This window comes from Microvirga sp. M2 (assembly GCF_047497095.1).
GTDB lineage: Bacteria > Pseudomonadota > Alphaproteobacteria > Rhizobiales > Beijerinckiaceae > Microvirga.
In genome coordinates, this window is record NZ_CP134063.1 from 203547 (window position 1) to 223360 (window position 19814).

The 19814-nt window shown below is 65.1% G+C and carries 23 protein-coding genes; 14 read left to right on the forward strand and 9 right to left on the reverse strand.

Going from position 1 to position 19814, the window contains the following annotated elements; all coding sequences use genetic code 11:
* Positions 1-44 precede the first annotated feature (44 nt).
* Together pnp and mbfA are read left to right on the forward strand one after the other, a co-directional pair.
* Positions 45-2222, forward strand: coding sequence for a polyribonucleotide nucleotidyltransferase (pnp, locus tag RE429_RS01005; RefSeq protein WP_414472551.1), 2178 nt, complete (start codon positions 45-47; stop codon positions 2220-2222).
* A 281-nt stretch (positions 2223-2503) separates the two neighbouring features.
* Positions 2504-3487, forward strand: a complete 984-nt coding sequence (gene mbfA / locus RE429_RS01010; RefSeq protein WP_414472552.1) for an iron exporter MbfA — start codon at positions 2504-2506, stop codon at positions 3485-3487.
* 154 nt (positions 3488-3641) lie between these two features.
* Here mbfA and RE429_RS01015 read toward each other — a convergent pair whose 3' ends face one another.
* Together RE429_RS01015 and RE429_RS01020 are read right to left on the reverse strand one after the other, a co-directional pair.
* Positions 3642-4721, reverse strand: coding sequence for an IS4 family transposase (locus tag RE429_RS01015; RefSeq protein ID WP_414470626.1), 1080 nt, complete (start codon positions 4719-4721; stop codon positions 3642-3644).
* A gap of 119 nt (positions 4722-4840) precedes the next feature.
* Positions 4841-5773 carry a DMT family transporter gene (locus RE429_RS01020; RefSeq protein WP_414472553.1) on the reverse strand — a complete coding sequence of 311 codons (933 nt, stop codon included), beginning with the start codon at positions 5771-5773 and terminating at the stop codon, positions 4841-4843.
* Between the two features lie 134 nt (positions 5774-5907).
* On the opposite strand from RE429_RS01020, the gene RE429_RS01025 reads away from it, so the two are divergent.
* Entirely contained in the window at positions 5908-6522 is a 615-nt protein-coding gene (locus tag RE429_RS01025; RefSeq protein ID WP_414472554.1) for a pyridoxamine 5'-phosphate oxidase family protein, read from the forward strand.
* A 12-nt stretch (positions 6523-6534) separates the two neighbouring features.
* Here the strand turns inward: RE429_RS01025 and RE429_RS01030 are convergent, their stop codons facing one another.
* Positions 6535-7038, reverse strand: a complete 504-nt coding sequence (locus RE429_RS01030; RefSeq protein ID WP_414472555.1) for a DUF4142 domain-containing protein — start codon at positions 7036-7038, stop codon at positions 6535-6537.
* A gap of 183 nt (positions 7039-7221) precedes the next feature.
* Here RE429_RS01030 and RE429_RS01035 point away from each other — a divergent pair, with 183 nt between their 5' ends.
* Together RE429_RS01035 and RE429_RS01040 are read left to right on the forward strand one after the other, a co-directional pair.
* Positions 7222-7572, forward strand: coding sequence for a RidA family protein (locus tag RE429_RS01035; RefSeq protein WP_414472556.1), 351 nt, complete (start codon positions 7222-7224; stop codon positions 7570-7572).
* A gap of 93 nt (positions 7573-7665) precedes the next feature.
* Positions 7666-9087 (forward strand): M10 family metallopeptidase, encoded by a 1422-nt coding sequence (locus tag RE429_RS01040; RefSeq protein ID WP_414472557.1) that lies wholly within the window; start codon positions 7666-7668, stop codon positions 9085-9087.
* A gap of 113 nt (positions 9088-9200) precedes the next feature.
* On the opposite strand, the gene RE429_RS01045 is transcribed toward RE429_RS01040, so the two are convergent.
* The 3 genes from RE429_RS01045 to hslV form a co-directional block, all read right to left on the reverse strand.
* Positions 9201-9668: a BA14K family protein gene (locus RE429_RS01045; protein WP_414472558.1), complete on the reverse strand. Its 468-nt coding sequence runs from the start codon at positions 9666-9668 to the stop codon at positions 9201-9203.
* A gap of 240 nt (positions 9669-9908) precedes the next feature.
* Positions 9909-11219, reverse strand: coding sequence for an ATP-dependent protease ATPase subunit HslU (hslU, locus tag RE429_RS01050; RefSeq protein ID WP_414472559.1), 1311 nt, complete (start codon positions 11217-11219; stop codon positions 9909-9911).
* Positions 11220-11311: 92 nt separating this feature from the next.
* Positions 11312-11842 carry an ATP-dependent protease subunit HslV gene (hslV, locus tag RE429_RS01055; protein ID WP_414474270.1) on the reverse strand — a complete coding sequence of 177 codons (531 nt, stop codon included), beginning with the start codon at positions 11840-11842 and terminating at the stop codon, positions 11312-11314.
* Between the two features lie 164 nt (positions 11843-12006).
* Here hslV and hisB point away from each other — a divergent pair, with 164 nt between their 5' ends.
* The 8 genes from hisB (at position 12007) to RE429_RS01095 (ending at position 17579) form a co-directional block, all read left to right on the forward strand.
* Entirely contained in the window at positions 12007-12594 is a 588-nt protein-coding gene (hisB, locus tag RE429_RS01060; RefSeq protein WP_414474271.1) for an imidazoleglycerol-phosphate dehydratase HisB, read from the forward strand.
* A gap of 198 nt (positions 12595-12792) precedes the next feature.
* Complete coding sequence (locus tag RE429_RS01065) at positions 12793-13287, forward strand: DUF2628 domain-containing protein (RefSeq protein WP_414472560.1); 495 nt, start codon at positions 12793-12795, stop codon at positions 13285-13287.
* Complete coding sequence (gene hisH / locus RE429_RS01070; RefSeq protein WP_414472561.1) at positions 13284-13934, forward strand: imidazole glycerol phosphate synthase subunit HisH; 651 nt, start codon at positions 13284-13286, stop codon at positions 13932-13934. The genes RE429_RS01065 and hisH overlap by 4 nt, the downstream gene beginning before the upstream one ends.
* Positions 13922-14674 (forward strand): 1-(5-phosphoribosyl)-5-[(5-phosphoribosylamino)methylideneamino]imidazole-4-carboxamide isomerase, encoded by a 753-nt coding sequence (hisA, locus tag RE429_RS01075; protein WP_414472562.1) that lies wholly within the window; start codon positions 13922-13924, stop codon positions 14672-14674. The genes hisH and hisA overlap by 13 nt, the downstream gene beginning before the upstream one ends.
* Positions 14674-15468: an imidazole glycerol phosphate synthase subunit HisF gene (hisF, locus tag RE429_RS01080; protein ID WP_414472563.1), complete on the forward strand. Its 795-nt coding sequence runs from the start codon at positions 14674-14676 to the stop codon at positions 15466-15468. The genes hisA and hisF overlap by 1 nt, the downstream gene beginning before the upstream one ends.
* 17 nt (positions 15469-15485) lie before the next feature.
* Entirely contained in the window at positions 15486-15806 is a 321-nt protein-coding gene (locus RE429_RS01085) for a phosphoribosyl-ATP diphosphatase (RefSeq protein WP_414472564.1), read from the forward strand.
* Positions 15807-15839: 33 nt separating this feature from the next.
* Positions 15840-16814: a type I pantothenate kinase gene (coaA, locus tag RE429_RS01090; RefSeq protein WP_414472565.1), complete on the forward strand. Its 975-nt coding sequence runs from the start codon at positions 15840-15842 to the stop codon at positions 16812-16814.
* Between the two features lie 246 nt (positions 16815-17060).
* Positions 17061-17579 carry a YidH family protein gene (locus tag RE429_RS01095; protein WP_414472566.1) on the forward strand — a complete coding sequence of 173 codons (519 nt, stop codon included), beginning with the start codon at positions 17061-17063 and terminating at the stop codon, positions 17577-17579.
* A 55-nt stretch (positions 17580-17634) separates the two neighbouring features.
* Here the strand turns inward: RE429_RS01095 and RE429_RS01100 are convergent, their stop codons facing one another.
* Positions 17635-18636, reverse strand: a complete 1002-nt coding sequence (locus RE429_RS01100; RefSeq protein WP_414472567.1) for an adenosine kinase — start codon at positions 18634-18636, stop codon at positions 17635-17637.
* 11 nt (positions 18637-18647) lie between these two features.
* On the opposite strand from RE429_RS01100, the gene RE429_RS01105 reads away from it, so the two are divergent.
* Positions 18648-18827 carry a hypothetical protein gene (locus RE429_RS01105; RefSeq protein ID WP_414472568.1) on the forward strand — a complete coding sequence of 60 codons (180 nt, stop codon included), beginning with the start codon at positions 18648-18650 and terminating at the stop codon, positions 18825-18827.
* On the opposite strand, the gene RE429_RS01110 is transcribed toward RE429_RS01105, so the two are convergent.
* Both RE429_RS01110 and RE429_RS01115 read right to left on the reverse strand, forming a co-directional pair.
* Positions 18824-19231: a helix-turn-helix domain-containing protein gene (locus RE429_RS01110; RefSeq protein WP_370435615.1), complete on the reverse strand. Its 408-nt coding sequence runs from the start codon at positions 19229-19231 to the stop codon at positions 18824-18826. The two genes, RE429_RS01105 and RE429_RS01110, sit on opposite strands and share 4 nt — an antisense overlap.
* 4 nt (positions 19232-19235) lie before the next feature.
* The gene (locus tag RE429_RS01115) at positions 19236-19811 is read right to left on the reverse strand and encodes a Smr/MutS family protein (RefSeq protein ID WP_414472569.1); all 576 of its coding nucleotides are present in this window, start codon (positions 19809-19811) and stop codon (positions 19236-19238) included.
* Positions 19812-19814 lie beyond the last annotated feature (3 nt).

Here is a 19814-nt window from a genome sequence, read left to right on the forward strand (position 1 = left end):
TCATGGCATCGAGCCCCCGCTCCTGCTGTCATGAAAGACGAAACATGTTCGATATTCAACGCGAAGAACTGATCTGGGGCGGGCGCAAGCTCACGCTCGAAACCGGCCACATGGCCCGTCAGGCCGATGGCGCCGTGGTCGCCACTTACGGCGAGACCACCGTGCTCGCCACCGTCGTCTCGGCCAAGGAGCCGAAGGCCGGTTTCGACTTCTTCCCGCTCACGGTGAACTACCAGGAGCGCGCCTATGCGGCCGGCCGCATCCCGGGCGGCTACTTCAAGCGCGAAGGCCGTCCGACCGAGAAGGAGACCCTCGTCTCCCGCCTCATCGACCGTCCGATCCGTCCCCTCTTCGTCAACGGATACAAGAACGACACCCAGGTGATCGTGACCGTGCTCTCGCACGATCTCGAGAACGATCCCGACGTGGTCGCCATGGTGGCCGCCTCGGCCGCCCTGACCCTCTCGGGCGTCCCCTTCATGGGCCCGGTGGGCGCGGCCCGCGTCGGCTACATCAACGGCCAGTACAAGCTGAATCCGCCTCTCCAGGAGATGGATCAGACCTCGCTCGATCTCGTGGTCGCCGGTACCACCGACGCGGTCCTCATGGTCGAGTCCGAGGCGAAGGAACTGGCCGAGGACGTGATGCTCGGCGCCGTGATGTTCGGCCACAAGCACTTCCAGCCGGTGATCGAGGCCATCATCCGCCTCGCCGAGAAGGCCGCCAAGGAGCCGCGCGACTTCCAGCCCGCCGATCTGTCGGAGCTCGAGAAGGCCGTCCTCGACATCGCCGAGAAGGACCTGCGCGAGGCCTACAAGATCACCCGGAAGCAGGACCGCTACGCGGCCGTCGACGCCGTGAAGGCACGCGTCATGGACGCGCTCTGCCCGGCCGAAGGCGAAGCCAAGTTCGACCCTGAGAAGGTCAAGTCCGTCTTCAAGGAGGTCCAGGCCAAGATCGTGCGCTGGAACATCCTCGACGAGGGCAAGCGCATCGACGGCCGCGATCTCACGACCGTTCGCCCGATCCTGTCGGAAGTGGGCATCCTGCCCCGCGCCCACGGTTCGGCGGTCTTCACCCGCGGCGAGACGCAGGCGCTCGTCGTGACGACGCTCGGCACCGGCGAGGACGAGCAGTTCATCGACGAGCTCGAAGGCACCCGCAAGGAAACCTTCCTGCTGCACTACAACTTCCCGCCCTATTCCGTCGGCGAGACCGGCCGCATGGGCTCGCCCGGCCGCCGCGAAATCGGCCACGGCAAGCTCGCCTGGCGCGCCATTCACCCGATGCTGCCGGCGTCCCACGAGTTCCCCTACACGATCCGCGTCGTGTCGGAGATCACGGAATCGAACGGCTCCTCCTCCATGGCCACCGTCTGCGGTTCCTCGCTGGCGCTCATGGATGCGGGCGTGCCGCTGCGCCGTCCGGTGGCGGGCATCGCCATGGGCCTCATCCTCGAAGGTGAGCGCTTCGCGGTTCTGTCCGACATCCTCGGCGACGAGGATCACCTCGGCGACATGGACTTCAAGGTGGCGGGCACCGATCAGGGCATCACCTCGCTCCAGATGGACATCAAGATCGCCGGCATCACCGAGGAGATCATGCGCGTTGCGCTGAGCCAGGCCAAGGAAGGCCGCGCTCACATCCTCGACGAGATGAACAAGGCGCTGACCGCGCCGCGCGCCGAGCTCGGCGAGCATGCGCCGCGCATCGAGACGATGCAGATTCCGGTCGACAAGATCCGCGAAGTCATCGGTTCGGGCGGCAAGGTCATCCGCGAGATCGTGGAGAAGACCGGTGCGAAGATCGACATCAACGACGACGGTCTCATCAAGATCGCCTCGGCCGACGGCAAGTCGATCAAGGCAGCCTACAACTGGATCCGCTCCATCGTGGCGGAGCCGGAAGTCGGCGTGATCTACGACGGCACGGTCGTGAAGGTGATGGAGTTCGGCGCGTTCGTGAACTTCTTCGGTTCCCGCGACGGCCTCGTGCACATCTCGGAGCTCGCCAAGAACCGCGTCGGCAAGGTGACGGACGTCGTCAAGGAAGGCGACAAGGTGAAGGTGAAGTTCCTCGGCATGGACGAGCGCGGCAAGGTCCGCCTCTCCATGAAGGTGGTCAACCAGGAGACCGGCGAGGACATCACCGAGCAGCTCAAGGCCGAGCGCGAAGCCGAAAAGGCCCAGCGCGACCAGAAGGCCGCGAACGCCGGCGAGTAACAGCCTCCGGTCCATCGAGAACGAAAAGGCGCGGCTTCGACCGCGCCTTTTTCTTGTCCGGGATCGCGAATCTTCGGCGAGAGCATCGCACCAAAAAATGGGACCCCCTTTTGGGATTTCCTCCGATGCTCCCTTCTGAGGTGAGCGCATCGTCCGGCGCGGCCCCGAAGGGCCGCGATGCGCCGGTGCCGATCGCCCGGCGATCCGTCTGGGGAGGGCCGGCGGAATTGACGTTCCGGGAGCGTGGTATTATTTAGAATTGTTCTAAACAAGGTCCCGTCATGCTGTCACGCCTCTTCGGTTTCGGCCGCCGCCCCTTCGACTCGCTCACCGAACAGGAAATTCTCGCCCTCGCCATCTCGTCCGAAGAGGACGATGCGCGCATCTACCGGTCCTATGCGGACGGCCTCGGCGTCGCCTTTCCCCAATCGGCCAAGGTCTTCGAGGAGATGGCCGCCGAGGAGGACAACCACCGCGCGGCTCTGATCGAGCTGCATCGGCGCCGTTTCGGCGAGACCATTCCGCTGATCCGCCGCGAGCATGTCCGCGGCTATTACGAACGCAAGCCCGACTGGCTGGTGCGTCCGCTCGGCATCGACAAGGTGCGTGCCGCAGCGGAAGACATGGAGGCCCAGGCCCACCGCTTCTATGTGGAAGCGGCCAAGCGCACCCGGGATGCTTCCACACGCAAGCTCCTCGGGGACCTGGCGGCGGCGGAGCAGAATCACGAATCCCTCGCCCGCCGGCTCGGCCTCGCCTACACGCCCGAATCGGTGCGGGAGGAGGAGGGCCGGACCGAGCGGCGGCAATTCATCCTCACCTTCGTGCAGCCCGGTCTCGCCGGCCTCATGGACGGGTCGGTCTCGACCCTCGCGCCGATCTTCGCGGCGGCCTTCGCCACTCAGGATACCTGGCAGACCTTTCTCGTCGGCCTCTCGGCCTCGGTCGGCGCGGGCATCTCCATGGGCTTCACGGAAGCGGCCCACGACGACGGCAAGCTCTCCGGGCGCGGCTCGCCGGTCAAGCGGGGCTTCGCTTCGGGGATCATGACCGCCATCGGCGGCCTCGGCCACGCCCTGCCCTATCTCATTCCGCATTTCTGGACCGCGACGTCGATCGCGGCCGCCGTGGTGTTCGTGGAGCTCTGGGCCATCGCGTTCATCCAGAACCGCTACATGGAGACGCCCTTCCTGCGCGCCGCCTTCCAGGTGGTGCTCGGCGGCGCGCTGGTTTTCGCGGCCGGCGTTCTGATCGGGAATGCCTAGAGCATCGAACGCAAAAGTGGGAACCGGTTTTGCGTGAAAAGATGCTCAAGCAAGGAGAGCATCGGGCGCAAAAGTGGGATCCGGTTTTGCGTGAAAAGATGCTCGAAAACAGAGGCTTACGGCATCGGACGCAAGAGCGGGCACAGTACACGACTCATGTTGCTTTGAGCCTGATCGGACATTTTGCCGTCCATGCGTTTGCGGCGATGTGAGGGGTGTTGAAGAGCGCCTGCCTGAGGGTATCGAGGCCGGTGCGGAACCATGACTTCGCGCGCCGGCCATGGACTTTTCGTGGGATGGCCTTGAGCCCCATGGTGCGCGACGCGGTGGCGTAAACCCAGGTGATGGTGAGCGCCAGAAGGGCGGTCAAGGTTTCGATCTTGCCCGGATCGGCCAGGTGCGTATCCTCCAGGTTGAAGCCGCGCGTCTTGGCCTCGGCAAACAGGCATTCGATCGCCCAGCGCCGGCGATAGGTCTGCAACGCCCGGCGCGGATCGGTGCGGTTGGTCAGCACGACGAGCCATTGGCCGCTTTTGATCCGGCGGGCGGCGAGCCGCAGCGGGGTCGGGTGGTCGGGCAGGAACACGTCGACGGTGTGGATGAGGTGGCGTGCGCGCTTGGTGCGCAACAGGGTCCGGATCGACCACAGCTGCCGGTCGGCGAGCGCCAGGCGCAAGTCCTCCTTGACCCGGATGGCGAACGGAATGTCGTGGTCGATCAGGAACTTGATCCAGTCGGCCCCGATGAACTCACGGTCGGCCAGCAGCAGCTCGATGGTGTCGGGCCCAAACCGGGCCAGATAGCGCCGCATCAGGGCCATGCGCTGGGCGCTGGTGCTGTTGCCCGGATGGGTGAGAACGCTCCACAGCAGCGGCACCCGGAAGCGGCGCGTGACGATGGCCAGCACCAGGATGTTGATGTCGCGGCGGCCGATCTTCCAGTGCGTGCGGTCGAGCGCCAGGCATTTCGGCCGCGACAGGTTGAGCATGCGGACCACCAGGGCGGCCACCACCGTTTGGTCGAAGCGCACAACCTGGAAGAAGCGTTGCAGGCGACGGTATTTCGAGGCATAGCGGGCCGGTCCGGGAAACTGGCTGGCGACATGGGTCAGGTTGACCGTGCGGCCCTGGATCAGCGCGACCAGAAACAGGCAGGCGGTTTCCAGACGGGATTGGCTCAGACCCAGGTGCGGCGCTAAAGTCCGCATCAGGGCGGTGCGAAGACAGATCGGCATAGCAGGATCCTTTTGGCGAAGAATCCGCTACTCCACCAGATCGCACCGTCCACCACCAGACTGTCGTGTACTGTGAAGAGCGGGAACCGGGCGGTTCCTTCAAAACGATGCGCGGATCGTCACGCTTTGCGCTCGGACAGGGTGAACCAGCCGATTCCGAGGATCACGAGCGCGGCGCCCAGCCATTCGGAACCGCCGACGGTATCGCCGAGCACGGCCATGGCGAGCACGATGGTGACAACGGGACTGAGCATACCGATGGTGGCGTTGGCCTGGGCGGAGATCTGCTTGAGCGCGGCGCTCAAGAAGAACGACGGCAGTACCGTCGCGCCGAAGGCCAGCGCGAGACTTAAACCCCACAGGGAGGGAGAGACCAGAATGGTCTCGACGGGATGCGTCGCAAGAAACTGGAGAATGACCGCGCTGCCGGCCGCCCCCATGGCGATGCAGGTGAAGAGTTGCGGACCGATCTTCATGATCAGGGGCTTGGCGAGAAGCTGATAGAGCGCGAAGGTGACCGCGGCGGCGAGCACGTAGAGGGTGCCCGTCGTCGTGGCGGATCCGGAAGCCGCCATGTTCTGCACGAAGAGCAGCGCCAGTCCGGCATAGCTGACGGCGAAGGCCAGAAGCGCCTTGAGCCTGATGGGCTGACGAAAGAAGGCCGCACCGAACAGAACCACGAAGAGCGGATAAGTGAACAGGATCAGCCGCTCGAAATGCGCCGAGATGTATTCGAGGCCCTTGAAGTCGAGATAGCTCGAGGTCCAATAGCCGATGAGCCCGACGCCGATCATGCGCAGCATCAGTGTCGTGTCCGGCATGGGCACGCCCTTGGCCTTCATGCCTCTTACGGCATGGAGGCCGATGACCACATAGAACGGCAGAGCCAGGATCATGCGCAGGGCGAGAGTCGTTTCCGCGTCGATTCCTTGCGCATAGGCGAGCTTGATGAGAATCCCCTTGGAGGCGAACAAGGCCGCGCCGATGGCCGCCATGGCATAGCCCATATAGGGCGGACGCTTGGCGTCGAGGGCGATCGTCTCAGAGGTCATGGCAGGGTTCCTTGGCCTGCAAGCTCTTCCACACCGCCTTTCGAGGCACAAGGAGGCACGACGCATCCCCCCGTTGCGGCCAAGGCGCAGCAAGGCTAAGCCTTGATACCATTCGTCATGAGGAGAGGCGGTTCATGCCGGCTACGATCTCCAGCATCGCCGAACTCGAGGCGCTCTACGGCCAGCCCGGCGAGGCCTCCCTCCTGAAGGAGGCCGACCGCATCGTCCCTGACTATCGCGCCTTCATCGAGGCTGCGCCCTTCGTGGCTCTCGCCACGCGCGGGCCGGAAGGCCTCGACTGCTCGCCGCGCGGCGACGGGCCGGGTTTCGTGCGGATCAAGGACGACAGGACGCTCCTGCTGCCGGACCGGCGCGGCAACAACCGCCTCGATTCGCTTCGCAACATCGTGCGCGATCCGCAGGTGGCGCTGCTTTTTCTCATTCCCGGAATCGGCGAGACGATCCGCGTCAACGGGCGCGCGACGATTTCCGTCGACCCTGCCCTGCTCGAAAGCTTCACGGTCGACGACAAGGCGCCGAAATCCGTGATCGAGATCACGGTCGAGACGATCTACTTCCAGTGTGCGCGGGCCATCCTGCGCTCGGAGCTGTGGAATCCGGAAAGGCATGTGACGCGCAGCGCGCTTCCGAGCGCCGGCCGGATTCTGGCATCGTTGAGCGCCGACCGCTTCGACGGCGAGGCCTACGACAAAGCCCTGCCCGAGCGGCAGAAGACGACGCTCTACTGAAATGGCCCTGCCCTACTGCGTTTTCGCCGTCGAAAGGGATTCGGCCGTCTGCAGATGGTTCTTCAGCGTCGGAAGGGTCTCGTTGGCGTAGGAAGCGACGGGATCGTTCTGCCGCTTGGCTTCCCTTTCGTACTCCGCGACGTCCTTCTTGTGGTCCGTCACCATGTCCTTGACGAACTCGCGGTCGAAGGCGGCGCCCGAGAGCTTGGAGAGTTTCTGATAGGTCTCCCTCTGTGCCTTGGTGGGTTCGGTGGGAGGCGTCATCTTCAGTGTGTTGGCGACCGACATCGCCTTCTGGTTGGCGGCGGAATGGTCCGTCTCGAGCTGATGCCCGAAATTCTTGACGCCGTCGCTGTTGCCCTTCTCCTGGGCGAGCTTGCCCACGGCCACCTCCGCGAGATTGCCCTCGATCGCCTTCGTGAGGAAGGCATGATCGGCCCTGTCCTGGGCCAGGGCGTAGGACGAACCGGTCAGGGCCGCGGCAACGGTCAGGCCGGCGATGAGTCTCCTGGACATGATGCACCTCGTTCGGGTCGGTGGTTCGGATACGCAGCACAGGATTGCAGTGAACGACCGCTGGGCTGCCCGGTTCCCTCACGTTAACGAGCGCGCCGCTTCCCGGAAGTTTGCATCGGGCCCTTTACGCTGCGCCCCTGAACGGCCAAAAGAGCAGGTTCAACGACTGGAAAGAGGCTCACCATGACGATTCAGCGCATCAATCCCGGCCCCCGCATGAGCGGCGCCGTCGTTCACGGCAACACGGTCTATCTCGCGGGCCAGGTCGCCAACCAGGCCGCGGGCCAGAGCGTCACCGAGCAGACGCGGGAAATCCTCACGATCATCGACAAGCTGCTGGCCGAGGCCGGCACCGACAAGTCGAAGATTCTGATGACCAACATCTGGCTGACCGACATGGCCACGTTCCAGGAAATGAACGCCGTGTGGGATGCATGGGTCTCTCCCGGCAACAGCCCTGCCCGCGCCACCGTCGAGGCGAAGCTCGCCGGTCCGCAGTTCAAGGTCGAAATCGCCGTCATCGCGGCGAAGTAGGACTCCGGGATACACCCATGTGCGGGCGCACACGCAGCTTTGCGCCCGCGCGAACTATGATAACCTTACCTTCAATTCAACGGTGAGGTTATCGTGTCCCGGAATGTCGCCTTCAGCGGAGTGAGGTCCATCGACGCCCTTCTGTCGGGATTCGCATGGGACCAGACCAATCTTACATTCGCCTTCCCGACGGATCCCAACGGCTACGGGATCAACTACGCCCGCGGCGAGAACACGAACGGCTTCGGTTCCGTCAACGTGGCCCAGCAATTCGCCCTCAGGGACGCGGCCATCTATGTCGGGCTCTACACCAATCTGACCTTTGCCGAAGGCGCGCCGAACGAATTGGCCCATATCCGGTTCGCCATGTCCGGCGTGCCGTCCACGGCCTGGGCCTATTTCCCGAGCGGGACCGCCCAGGACGGAGACATCTGGATGAATCCCCAGGGGGGAGCGACATACCTGACGCCCGACCTCGGCAACTGGGGCTACGCGACCGTCTTTCATGAGTTCGGCCATGCCTTGGGCCTGCAGCATGGGCATGCGGAAAATCCGGACGACCCCGTTTTCCTGTCGCCGTCCGAGGACAACTGGAACTACTCCCTCATGACGTACCGGAGCTATACCGGGGCGCAGACGGATTTCGTCCAGGGCAACCTGGGAAGCGACAATCCGACCACCTACATGCAGGACGACATCGCCGCTCTCCAATACATGTACGGCGCCAACTTCGACGCCAATGCGGGCAACACCACCTATCGCTGGAGCCCGTCCACGGGCCAGTTCACCGTCAACGGAGTCAGCTGGGGAACGCCCCTGGCCAACAAGATCTTCATGACGGTCTGGGACGGCAACGGAACCGACACCTACGACCTGTCCGCCTACGGGACCAACCTGACGGTCAATCTTCAGCCGGGCGCATTCTCCACCTTCAGCGCGGCACAGGTAGCGGATCTGGATCGGAACACTGCGTACCGCCCTGCCCTCGGCAACGTCGCCAATGCGCGGTTGTACCAGGGCGATGCGCGTTCGCTGATCGAGAATGCCGTCGGCGGGAGCGGAAACGATCGAATCACCGGGAACGCAGCGCGCAACACGTTGACGGGGAACGCCGGAAACGACAGCCTGAACGGCAGTTCCGGCAACGACATCCTGGACGGCGGAAGCGGCCATGACGTCCTCACCGGCGGCTCGGGCGCCGACATCTTCGTGTTCAAGAACCACCGGCCGGGCAGCGCCTCTTATGACAAGATCACGGACTTCAACAGAAGTGTCGATTCGTATTTGAAGATCGACAACAAATACATGTCCAAGCTGGGACCGGCGGGTCACCTGAGCAGTTCCAAGTTCGTGCTCGGCACGCATGCCAAGGACGCCGGCGATCACCTGATCTACGACAAGGCCAAGGGCTATCTCTACTACGATCCGGACGGCACGGGCGCGGCCGCCAAGCAGCTCATCGTCTGTCTCACGAACAAGGCGAGCCTCGCCGCTTCGGACATCTACGTCATATGACGCGTGGCCGGTCTCCATATGAAAGAGGAATGAAAGAAGAGCCCCTCGATGACGGATCGCATCGAGGGGCTCGCCTGACTGACGGCTTCGATCGGGCGCTTCGTCTCTGTGCCTTACGGGCAGGAGTGACGACGGCCGTCGTACCCCAGATAGGTGCCCGATGCCGGGTCGTAGGACTTGAAGCGCTGAGCGCAGTAGGACTGGACGTTGCCGCCATAGACCGGAGCAGCCTGCGACTGGGCGATCGCGCCGCCGATGATGGCGCCGGTCGCAAGACCCAGAGCGCCGGCCGCGAGGGCGTTGCCGTTGTTGCGGCGATAATAGCCGTAACGGTTCCCGTAATAGGGACGGCCATAGTAGCGGCCGGGCGCATAATAGCGGTTGCCCACGTAGCGGCGACCAGCATGGTAGTTGCGGCCTGAATAATGACGGCGATGCTGCACGTAATCGGCCTGCACCTTACCGTTCTGAATCGCCGTGACGAGTTCGTTCACGGGAGCGGTCTGGGCCGAAGCTGGCGCCGTGAACCCGACCGTGCCGAGAGCTGCCGTCGCGGCCAGGGCCATGAGCATCTTTCGCATGGGGAAACTCCTTCCAATCATCTCCTGTTGTGGAGCGAACGCCTCAGGCAGGAGGTCGTTCCCCGATGCGGTATTTTTGACTAACGGCCCTCGCAGAAACGTGAGCTCTTTCCTACGAATGAGATCTCGTAACGCTCGAAAGCCGAATCGGGTGGAGGTGCGAATCGGGTGGAGGTGAATGCACGCGGAGGCGTCGGGGCTCGGAGGGCGGCCCTCCGAGCCCCGACGCCGGCAGAACGGTCAGAGGATGAACCGGCTGAGATCCGTGTTCTTGGCCAGCGTCTCCACCTCGCCGCGCACATAAGCGGCATCGATGGTCACCGTCTCGCCCGATCGATCGGGCGCCGTGAAGGACACGTCGTCGAGCACCCGCTCCAGCACCGTCTGCAGACGGCGTGCGCCGATATTCTCCACGGTGTTGTTCACCTCGACGGCCACTTGAGCCAGCGCGTCGATGGCGTCGTCGGTGAACACCAGCTCCACGCCTTCCGTATGCAGGAGCGCGACCGATTGCTTGATGAGGCTCGCCTCCGTCTCGGTGAGGATCCGCTTGAAATCCTCGACGGTGAGCGGGGAGAGCTCCACGCGGATCGGCAGGCGGCCCTGCAATTCCGGCAGCAGGTCCGACGGTTTCGAGACATGGAACGCGCCGGACGCGATGAAGAGGATGTGGTCGGTCTTCACGGGCCCGTATTTCGTCGAGACGGTCGTGCCTTCGATGAGCGGCAGCAGATCGCGCTGCACGCCCTCGCGCGACACGTCCGCGCCGGAGCGGCCCTCGCGGGCGCAGATCTTGTCGATCTCGTCGAGGAAGACGATGCCGTTGTTCTCCACCTGGCGCAGGGCCTCCTGCACGATGGCGTCCTGGTCGAGAAGCTTGTCGGCCTCTTCCGTGACCAGTGGCTCATAGGCTTCCTGCACCGTGGTGCGGCGCGTCTTGCGCTGGCCGCCGAAGGCCTTGCCGAACATGTCGGAGAGATTGATCGCGCCGACGGATGCGCCCGGCATGCCGGGGATCTCGAACATGGGCATGCCGCCGCTCCCCGACTGCTGCAGCTCGATTTCGATTTCCTTGTCGTCGAGCTCGTTGTTGCGCAGCTTCTTGCGGAACGCATCGCGCGTCGCGGCGCTGGCGGTCGAACCCACGAGCGCGTCGAGCACGCGCTCTTCCGCGGCGATGTGGGCCTTCGCCTGCACCTGGCGGCGGCGTTCCTCCTTCACGAGGCCGATGCCGATCTCCACGAGGTCGCGCACGATCTGCTCGACGTCGCGGCCCACATAGCCCACCTCCGTGAATTTCGTCGCCTCGACCTTCATGAAGGGCGCATTGGCGAGCTTGGCGAGGCGGCGCGAGATCTCGGTCTTGCCGCAGCCCGTGGGGCCGATCATCAGGATGTTCTTCGGGGCGACCTCCTCGCGCAGTTGGCCATCGAGCTGCTGACGCCGCCAGCGGTTGCGCAGCGCGATGGCGACGGCGCGCTTCGCGTCGTTCTGGCCGACGATGTAGCGGTCGAGTTCGGAAACGATTTCACGGGGGGAGAATGTGGTCATGAGATGTCTTGGCTCAGCAAAATGTCGTCTTTCCCGGAACTGGGCCGGGGATCCGCGTCTGTCGGGCCGGGACGGGCCCGGATGTCGGGCGATCAGGTTTCATCCAGCGTTTCGATGACGATGTTCGAGTTCGTATAGACGCAGATCTCGGCCGCGATCGCGAGGGAGCGGCGGACGATGGCTTCCGCATCCATGCCGGAATCGGCCAGCGCCCGCGCGGCGGCGAGCGCGTAATTGCCGCCCGACCCGATGGCCGCGATGCCGTTTTCCGGCTCCAGCACGTCGCCCGCGCCGGAGAGCAGCAGGCCCACCTCCTTGTCGGCGACCAGCATCATGGCCTCGAGCCGGCGCAGATACCGGTCCGTGCGCCAGTCCTTGGTGAGCTCCACGCAGGCGCGGGTGAGCTGGCCGGGATATTGCTCGAGCTTGGCCTCCAGCCGCTCGAAGAGCGTGAAGGCGTCCGCCGTCGAACCGGCAAAGCCGCCGATGACCCCGCCCTTGGACAGGCGGCGCACCTTTCGCGCGTTGCCCTTCACGATGGTCTGCCCCAGGCTGACCTGCCCGTCGCCGCCGATGACGACGCGGCCGCCTTTGCGGACCATGAGGATCGTGGTGGCATGCATGCTGCGGGGGGCGGCGTCTTCGGACACGAGGCGAACTCCAGCGGACGGGGAGGGGAAGCGTTTCCCCTGACTTAATCACTCGGCGGCCAAAAGCAACGCGGGTAGCGTTTCCCGCGCGGTCTTGGTAGAAGGCCTCGTCTCAATCTCCGCAAAGGATTTTCATGATGCGCTCCGCGAGCGTCAGCCGTCGCACCGCCGAGACCGATGTGGCCGTGTCGATTGCCCTCGACGGCACCGGCAAGGCCGAGATCTCCACGGGGGTCGGCTTTCTCGACCATATGCTGGAACTCTTTGCCCGCCACGGTCTGTTCGACCTGACCGTGAAGGTGACGGGCGACCTGCATGTGGATCAGCATCATACGACGGAGGACACCGGCATCGCCCTGGGCCAGGCCATCCTCAAGGCGCTCGGCGACAAGAAGGGCATCACCCGCTATGCGGACATCCATCTGCCGATGGACGAGACGCTGACCAGGGTCGCCCTCGACATCTCCGGCCGCCCGTTCCTGGTCTTCCGCACCGCCTTTCCGACCGAGAAGATCGGCGTCTTCGACACCGAGCTGGTGCGCGAGTTCTTCCAGGCCTTCGCCGTGCAGGCCGGCCTGACCCTCCATGTGGAGACCCTCTACGGGGAGAACAGCCACCATATCGCCGAGAGCTGCTTCAAGGGTCTGGCGCGGGCCTTGCGTCATGCGGTCGCCGCGGATCCGAGGGAGGAGGGGCGCGTTCCCTCTACCAAGGGCACGCTCTAGAGCATCGAACGTGAAAAGTGGGACCCGGTTTTGCGTGAAAAGATGCTCAAGACCGTCGACTGACAGCATCGGGCGCAAAAGTGCGAAGCGGTTTTGCGTGGAACGATGCGACTGAAAAGTGCTGCAGGTTCGAAGCGAAAGAGACATCCTGTCCGGCAGATATCGTCGGCTTACCGGCAGGCTTGAGGGAACGACGCCATGACCACCTATACCCTGCACCTTCCGGGCGATGCGCGGCCGGGTGATCCGGCTGCTTTGGAGGAGGCGGAGCTCGTGAAGGATGCGTTCTCCTGGGGCGCCTTCTTCTTCACGTTCCTCTGGTTCTTCTTCCACCGGCTCTGGCTCGCCGGTCTTGCCGTGCTCGTGCTCATTCTCGCGTTCGGCGGTCTCCTGGAGCTGCTCGACGTCCATCCCGCGGCCGGCACCGTGGCGACGCTGCTCCTCCAGGTGCTGATCGGCCTCGAGGCGAACAGCCTCAGACGCTGGACGCTCTCGCGCCGTGGCTACAGGCTGGCCGACGTGGTCACGGCCGCGGACAGCGACGAAGCGGACGCCAAGGCCTGTGCCCGCTGGCTCGCGCAGCGCCCCGCGCCGATCCCCACCCGCAATCCGGCCCCCGGGCCGGTTCCATCCACCCTCAAGAGGCCCGATCCCGTGATCGGTCTCTTCCCTGATGCGGAGCGTCCCCGGTGAGCGTCGCCATCATCGATTACGGCTCGGGCAACCTGCACTCCGCCGCGAAGGCTTTCGAGCGCGCGGCCCGCGAGGCAGGTCTCGACCGGACCATTGCCGTGACGTCCGACCCGACCCTCGTCGCAAAGGCCGACCGGATCGTGCTGCCGGGTGTCGGCGCCTTCGCCGATTGCCGTCGAGGCCTCGATTCCGTGCCCGGCATGGTGGAGGTGCTCCAGCGCGTCGTCCGGGAGGAGGGCCGTCCCTTCCTGGGCATCTGCGTGGGCATGCAGCTCATGGCGACGCGGGGCCTCGAGCACACCACGAGCGACGGGCTCGACTGGATCCACGGCGACGTGAAGGCGCTCACGCCGAAGGATCCCGCGCTCAAGATCCCGCATATGGGCTGGAATACGCTCGAACTGGCCAGGCCGCATCCGCTGCTGGACGGCATTCCGACGGGGCCGAACGGGCTGCACGCCTATTTCGTGCATTCCTATGCGCTCTCGCCGAGCGATCCGTCCGACGTGGTCGCCACCACAGATTACGGCGGGCCGGTCACCGCCATCGTCGGACGCGACAACATCGCCGGAACCCAGTTTCATCCTGAGAAGAGCCAGGCGCTCGGCCTGAAGCTCATCGCCAATTTCCTGAGGTGGCGCCTGTGATCCTTTATCCCGCAATCGACCTGAAGGAAGGCCGCTGCGTTCGCCTGATCCAGGGTGACATGGATCAGGCCACGATCTTCAACGACGATCCCGCCGATCAGGCCGCCACGTTCGAACGCCAGGGCTTCGAATGGCTGCACGTGGTCGATCTCGACGGCGCCTTCGCGGGCAAGCCGATGAATGCGTCCGCCGTCGAGGAAATCCTCAAGCGCGTGAAAATCCCCGTGCAGCTCGGCGGCGGCATTCGCGACATGAAGACCGTCGAGGGCTGGCTCACCAAGGGCGTCACCCGCGTGATCATCGGCACGGCGGCCGTGCGCGATCCCGCCTTCGTGCGGGAAGCCGCTCGGCTCCATCCCGGCAAGATCGCGGTGGGCATCGACGCGAAGGACGGCCTGGTGGCGGTGGAAGGCTGGGCACAGACCTCGACCCTGTCGGCGGAAGAGCTCGGCCGCCGTTTCGAGGACGCCGGCGTCGCCGCGATCATCTACACGGACATCGCCCGCGACGGCATTCTGAAAGGTCTCAACTTCCCAATGACGCTGGGGCTTGCCCGCGCGGTCTCGATTCCGGTCATCGCCTCGGGCGGGTTGGCCTCCATGGCCGATATCGAGCGCCTCACGCAGCCCGATTGCGCCGTGCTCGATGGCGCCATTTCCGGCCGCGCGCTCTACGACGGGCGCATCGACCCGGACGAAGCACTGGCGCTGCTGCGCTCCGCCCGCAAGGACAATGCCTGATGCTCAAGATACGTCTCATTCCCTGTCTCGATGTGAAGGACGGGCGCGTCGTGAAGGGCGTGCAGTTCGTCGATCTCGTCGATGCGGGCGATCCGGTGGAAGCCGCGAAGGCCTATGACGCGGCGGGCGCGGACGAACTCTGCTTCCTCGACATCACCGCGAGCCACGAGGCGCGCGGCATCCTGCTCGACGTGGTGCAGCGCGCGGCGGAAGCCTGCTTCATGCCGCTCACCGTCGGCGGTGGGGTGCGCACGGTGGAGGATATCCGCAAGCTTCTGCTCGCCGGTGCCGACAAGGTCTCGATCAACACCGCCGCCGTGAAGAATCCCGAGTTCGTGCGCGAGGCTGCTGAAAAGTTCGGCGCGCAATGCATCGTCGTCGCCATCGACGCCAAGAAGGTTTCAGGTGAGGGCGAGGAGCCGCGCTGGGAGATCTTCACCCATGGCGGGCGCAACGCGACGGGCATCGATGCGATCGCGTTCGCCAGGCAGGTGACCGAACTCGGGGCAGGGGAGCTTCTGGTGACCTCCATGGACCGGGACGGCACCAAGGGCGGCTACGATCTCGCCCTCGTGCGGGCTATCGCCGATGCGGTCTCGGTCCCGGTCATCGCCTCCGGGGGTGTGGGCAATCTCGACCACCTGGTCGACGGGGTCGAGAAGGGGCATGCCAGCGCCGTTCTCGCGGCCTCGATCTTCCACTTCGGCACGCACACGATCTCGGAAGCAAAAAGCTACATGGCCGAAAAGGGCCTCAAGATGCGGCTCGACGAACCCGCGAAGAGTGCGGCTTGAGCGAACGGAAAGAACCCATGACGAGCTTCAGCCTCGACGACCTCGCCCGCATCGTGGCCCAGCGCGCCGCCGCGCCCGCATCCGAATCCTATACGGCCAAGCTGCTCGCGGATGGACCGGCCAAGGCGGCCAAGAAGCTCGGCGAGGAGGCCGTGGAGGCCGCCATTGCCGCCGTTCAGGGCGACCGGCAGAATCTCACCGCCGAGGCGGCGGATGTTCTGTATCATCTTTTGGTCGTGTTGCAGGGCGCTCATATTCCGCTAAGTGACGTTCTGGCAGAATTGGAGCGCCGTACCGCGCAATCGGGGCTCGCCGAGAAGGCTGCGCGCAAATCGTGACCCGCCGTCACGAGGTCACAGCAGGGGGCTCGCATGGATCAGCCCAACATGATTTCGCCTCAGGCCGATGACGGCCTCTCGCCCTACCGCACGTTCACGCGGGAGGAATGGGCGAAGCTGCGCGCCGACGCGCCCATGACGCTGACCGCCGACGAGGTGCTGCAGCTGCAATCCCTGAACGATCCGATCTCCCTCGACGAGGTGGCGGCGATCTACCTGCCGCTCTCGCGCCTGCTGTCGCTCTATGTGGCGGCGACGCAGGGCCTGTTCAGGGCCACCCAGCGCTTCCTGCTCGCCGAGCAGGAGGAAAAGGTGCCCTACATCATCGGCGTCGCGGGCTCGGTGGCGGTGGGCAAATCCACGACGGCGCGCGTGCTGAAGGCGCTTCTCGCCCGCTGGCCCAACACCCCGAAGGTGGATCTCATCACCACGGACGGCTTCCTGCTCCCCAACGCCGAGCTGACCCGGCTCGACCTGATGGAGCGGAAAGGTTTTCCGGAGAGCTACGATACCGGCAAGCTCCTGCGCTTCCTGGCCGACATCAAGGCGGGCAAGCGCAACGTGAAGGCGCCGCTCTATTCGCACCTCGTCTATGACGTGGTGCCGGGCGAGGAAACGAATGTCGACCGGCCGGACATCCTGATCGTCGAAGGCCTCAACGTGCTCCAGCCCGCGCGCCTGCCGAAGGACGGCACCGCCATTCCCTTCGTGTCGGATTTCTTCGACTTCTCCGTCTATATCGACGCGGAAGAGGACGACCTGCACCGCTGGTACGTGAACCGCTTCCTGAGGCTACGCCACACGGCCTTCCGCGACCCGCTGTCCTATTTCCGCCGCTACGCGGAGCTTTCGGAGACGGATGCCATCTCCGTCGCCGACGGGCTCTGGAACCGCATCAACCTCCTGAACCTGCGCGACAACATCGTGCCGACCCGCCAGCGCGCCAGCCTGATCCTGAAAAAGGGCGCGAGCCACCGGATCGAAACCGTGGCGCTGAGAAGGCTGTAGGATCCCGCGAACGGACCTGGAAAACGGACCAGGAAAACGGGCCTGGAAATTTGAGGTCCAGGGCAAAGACGCCGTGAGCCTGGCCGTTCCGAAGATGCCGGCCACGATTGCCGAATGGCTTAGAGGATCGGACGTGAAAAGTGGATTCCACTTTTGGGATCGATCCGATGCTCCCTCCTCGAGGAGCGCATCACGGCTGACCCTTTCGCAATCTTGAGCGTTGTCCCTCCGTTGTATGGAGGAGCCATGGTGACGCCACCGGTCGAGGACAAGCTCAGGCGCAGCGCCGAGCACGCCAGGGAGGCGGCTGCGCAGACCCAGGAAGCGGCCGAGAACACGCAGGAGGCCGCCGAACAGACCCAGGTCGCCGCGAAAACCACGGCCAAGGCCAGCGTTCAGCTCAAGGACAGCGCCGACCGGCGCACGGAGCTGGCGGCCAACCGCACCGTCTTCGCGGCCGAGCGCACCTATGCGGCCTGGGTGCGCACGGGCTTGGCCGCGCTCGCCTCGGGGATCGGCGCCCAGAAGCTCCTGGAAGGAGTGGTGCCGGGATGGATGATCGTCTCGACCGGCTCCGTGCTGGTGCTGTTCAGCGCCTTCTGCTTCGCGGCGGCCGTGTGGCGTCAGCTATTCACCGGATCGCAGCCGCCGCATCCGGATGTGCGGCGCCTTCCGCCGCCCATGCTGGTGATCTTCAACGGATTCCTGGCGCTCGTTTCCCTCGCGGCCCTGTTCGGGCTCTGGTTCGGGCGAACGGGCGGGTGAGACTTATCATCGTCATGCCCGGATCAGGTCCGGGCATGACGCAGGACGATCGACCTTACCCCAACAGCCCTTCCTGCTGCGCGAGCTCACGCAGGTTCGCCTGCGGGCGCGCGCCGAGATGGCTGATGATTTCCGCGGCCGCCAGGCCGCCGAGACGGGCGCAATCGGTCAGGTTCAGGTTCTGCACGAGCCCGGCGAGAAAGCCTGAGGCGAAGAGATCGCCCGCGCCGGTGGTGTCGACCACGCGCTCGACCGGGAAGGCGGGAACGGCGAGCGTCTCGCCCCGGCTCACCACCATCGCGCCGTGTTCCGAGCGGGTGATGACCCCGAGCAGGTTCTCCTCCCGCAGGGCGGCCAGCGCGCTCTCGGGCGAGGAGGTGCCGTAGAGGCTCTGCAGCTCGTGAATGTTGGCGAAGAGAATGTCCAGGCTGCCGTCGCGCATGAGGCCGAGGAACTCGTCGCGGTAGCGGTCGACGCAGAAGGCGTCGGAGAGGGTCAGGGCCACCTTGTTGCCCGCCTCATGGGCGATTCCCACCGCCTTGCGGAAGGCTTCCTTCGCGGCCGGCGGATCCCAGAGATAGCCTTCGAGATAGACGATGCTGGCCGCCCGCACGGTGTCGGGCTTCACGTCGTCCGGGGTGAGGTTCTGGCAGGCGCCGAGATAGGTGTTCATGGTGCGCTCGCCGTCCGGCGTCACCAGGATGAAGCTGCGCGCGGTCGCCGGGCCGTCCTCGGCGGGCGTCACGTCGTAATGGACGTCGATGGCCCTCAGATCGTGCGCGAAGAGCTTGCCGGTCTCGTCGTTCTTCACCTTGCCGATGAACCCCGCCTTGACGCCGAGGGCGGCGGCGCCCGCCGCCGTGTTGGCGCCTGAACCGCCCGACACGATGATGGCGGGTCCCATGTCGCGATAGAGCTCTTCGGCGCGGCCCTCGTCGATGAGCTGCATGGCGCCCTTGTGCACCTTCTTCTCGATCAGGAACGCTTCGTCGGTATGGGCGAGCACGTCAACGATGGCGTTGCCGAGCGTAAGCACGTCGATGCGGGTCTGGGACATGGACAACCACGATGTTGGAGGAAATCAAGGGCGCTTTGGCATCCGGCGCCCCGGGGGTCAAGGCTCCGAGCGCATCGTGCGAAAAAGTGGGCCCGGTTTTTCGCCAGAACGATGCGCTCATCCAAGGAGCGGGCATCGGATCGATCCCAAAAGTGCAAATCCGCTTTTCACGTCCGATGCTCGAGCCCTAAACGGCGTCCTGCACGGCCTGGATCGGCACCGGAGCGCGCCGCTCGCGGTCCTGCGCATGGTCGAGAATGGCGAGCATGTCCTCGAGGTCGCCCTCGGTGAGGGCGCGGATTTCGCGGGCGAGGCGATTGGCCAGCAGGGTCGCCCTGGAATCGGCCCCGGCGGTGTCGATCTTCACCCTCGGATCGGAGAGATCGGCGAGCCGGGTCAGCTCATCCGCCTCGTCCCAGATGATGTGGAAATACTGCAGCACGCCTTGAATCAGAGCCCAGGTGGGCTTGCCGCGCTCGCCGCGCTCCAGGGCCGAGAGATAGGCGCTCGACACGCCCAGATGGGCCGCCATGTCCTTCAACATCAATCCGCGTTCGCGGCGCAGCTGCCGCACCCGTTGGCCAAAGGGGGTCATGTGATCATCCCGCACTCCGCCTGCGGCGGAGCCTGACATAGAGTGCACCGGAACCGCCGTGTTGGGGAGAGGCTTCCTCGAAACCGATCACAAGAGATCTCAGCTCGGCCAGACGAAGCCAATGGGGGACCATGCGGCGCAGGATTCCGCGTTCCTCGGCCATCGTCGCTCCCGAAGCGGCGCCACCCTTGCCGGTGATGACGAGCACGAGCCCGCATCCCGAGTTCTGGGCCCGGTGCAGGAAGCTGACGAGGGCGAAATGCGCCTCCTCCTGACGCATGCCGTGGAGATCGATGACGCTGTCCACATCCTTACGGCCGCGGCGCAGGGCGACGAGGGTCTTGCGCTCGACGGGAGCCAGCGGCGGAAGGGAAGGCTGCTTCGGCCCGGACGGAAGCGGGGGCAGGGGAGCCGGAGGCGCCAGCGGAACCTTCGGCGCGGGGGCGGTCGACATCTCCTCTTCCGGCTCGGGCTCCGGCGGCAGCGCCTTGCCCTTCATGGGCGTGACGTGACGGGCCACGTGCGACCAGAGCCGCCGCTCTTCCGAGCTGAGCTGACGTGTCCTGCGGCGCTTGGTCATGAG

What these genes read in the sequence shown, in the direction of transcription:
- pnp (WP_414472551.1), top strand. Translation starts at nt 45, where the DNA reads ATGTTCGATATTCAACGCGAAGAACTGATCTGGGGCGGGCGCAAGCTC.
- mbfA (WP_414472552.1), top strand. Translation starts at nt 2,504, where the DNA reads ATGCTGTCACGCCTCTTCGGTTTCGGCCGCCGCCCCTTCGACTCGCTC.
- RE429_RS01015 (WP_414470626.1), bottom strand. Translation starts at nt 4,721, where the DNA reads ATGCCGATCTGTCTTCGCACCGCCCTGATGCGGACTTTAGCGCCGCAC.
- RE429_RS01020 (WP_414472553.1), bottom strand. Translation starts at nt 5,773, where the DNA reads ATGACCTCTGAGACGATCGCCCTCGACGCCAAGCGTCCGCCCTATATG.
- RE429_RS01025 (WP_414472554.1), top strand. Translation starts at nt 5,908, where the DNA reads ATGCCGGCTACGATCTCCAGCATCGCCGAACTCGAGGCGCTCTACGGC.
- RE429_RS01030 (WP_414472555.1), bottom strand. Translation starts at nt 7,038, where the DNA reads ATGTCCAGGAGACTCATCGCCGGCCTGACCGTTGCCGCGGCCCTGACC.
- RE429_RS01035 (WP_414472556.1), top strand. Translation starts at nt 7,222, where the DNA reads ATGACGATTCAGCGCATCAATCCCGGCCCCCGCATGAGCGGCGCCGTC.
- RE429_RS01045 (WP_414472558.1), bottom strand. Translation starts at nt 9,668, where the DNA reads ATGCGAAAGATGCTCATGGCCCTGGCCGCGACGGCAGCTCTCGGCACG.
- hslU (WP_414472559.1), bottom strand. Translation starts at nt 11,219, where the DNA reads ATGACCACATTCTCCCCCCGTGAAATCGTTTCCGAACTCGACCGCTAC.
- hslV (WP_414474270.1), bottom strand. Translation starts at nt 11,842, where the DNA reads ATGCATGCCACCACGATCCTCATGGTCCGCAAAGGCGGCCGCGTCGTC.
- hisB (WP_414474271.1), top strand. Translation starts at nt 12,007, where the DNA reads ATGCGCTCCGCGAGCGTCAGCCGTCGCACCGCCGAGACCGATGTGGCC.
- RE429_RS01065 (WP_414472560.1), top strand. Translation starts at nt 12,793, where the DNA reads ATGACCACCTATACCCTGCACCTTCCGGGCGATGCGCGGCCGGGTGAT.
- hisF (WP_414472563.1), top strand. Translation starts at nt 14,674, where the DNA reads ATGCTCAAGATACGTCTCATTCCCTGTCTCGATGTGAAGGACGGGCGC.
- RE429_RS01085 (WP_414472564.1), top strand. Translation starts at nt 15,486, where the DNA reads ATGACGAGCTTCAGCCTCGACGACCTCGCCCGCATCGTGGCCCAGCGC.
- coaA (WP_414472565.1), top strand. Translation starts at nt 15,840, where the DNA reads ATGGATCAGCCCAACATGATTTCGCCTCAGGCCGATGACGGCCTCTCG.
- RE429_RS01095 (WP_414472566.1), top strand. Translation starts at nt 17,061, where the DNA reads ATGGTGACGCCACCGGTCGAGGACAAGCTCAGGCGCAGCGCCGAGCAC.
- RE429_RS01100 (WP_414472567.1), bottom strand. Translation starts at nt 18,636, where the DNA reads ATGTCCCAGACCCGCATCGACGTGCTTACGCTCGGCAACGCCATCGTT.
- RE429_RS01105 (WP_414472568.1), top strand. Translation starts at nt 18,648, where the DNA reads ATGTTGGAGGAAATCAAGGGCGCTTTGGCATCCGGCGCCCCGGGGGTC.
- RE429_RS01110 (WP_370435615.1), bottom strand. Translation starts at nt 19,231, where the DNA reads ATGACCCCCTTTGGCCAACGGGTGCGGCAGCTGCGCCGCGAACGCGGA.
- RE429_RS01115 (WP_414472569.1), bottom strand. Translation starts at nt 19,811, where the DNA reads ATGACCAAGCGCCGCAGGACACGTCAGCTCAGCTCGGAAGAGCGGCGG.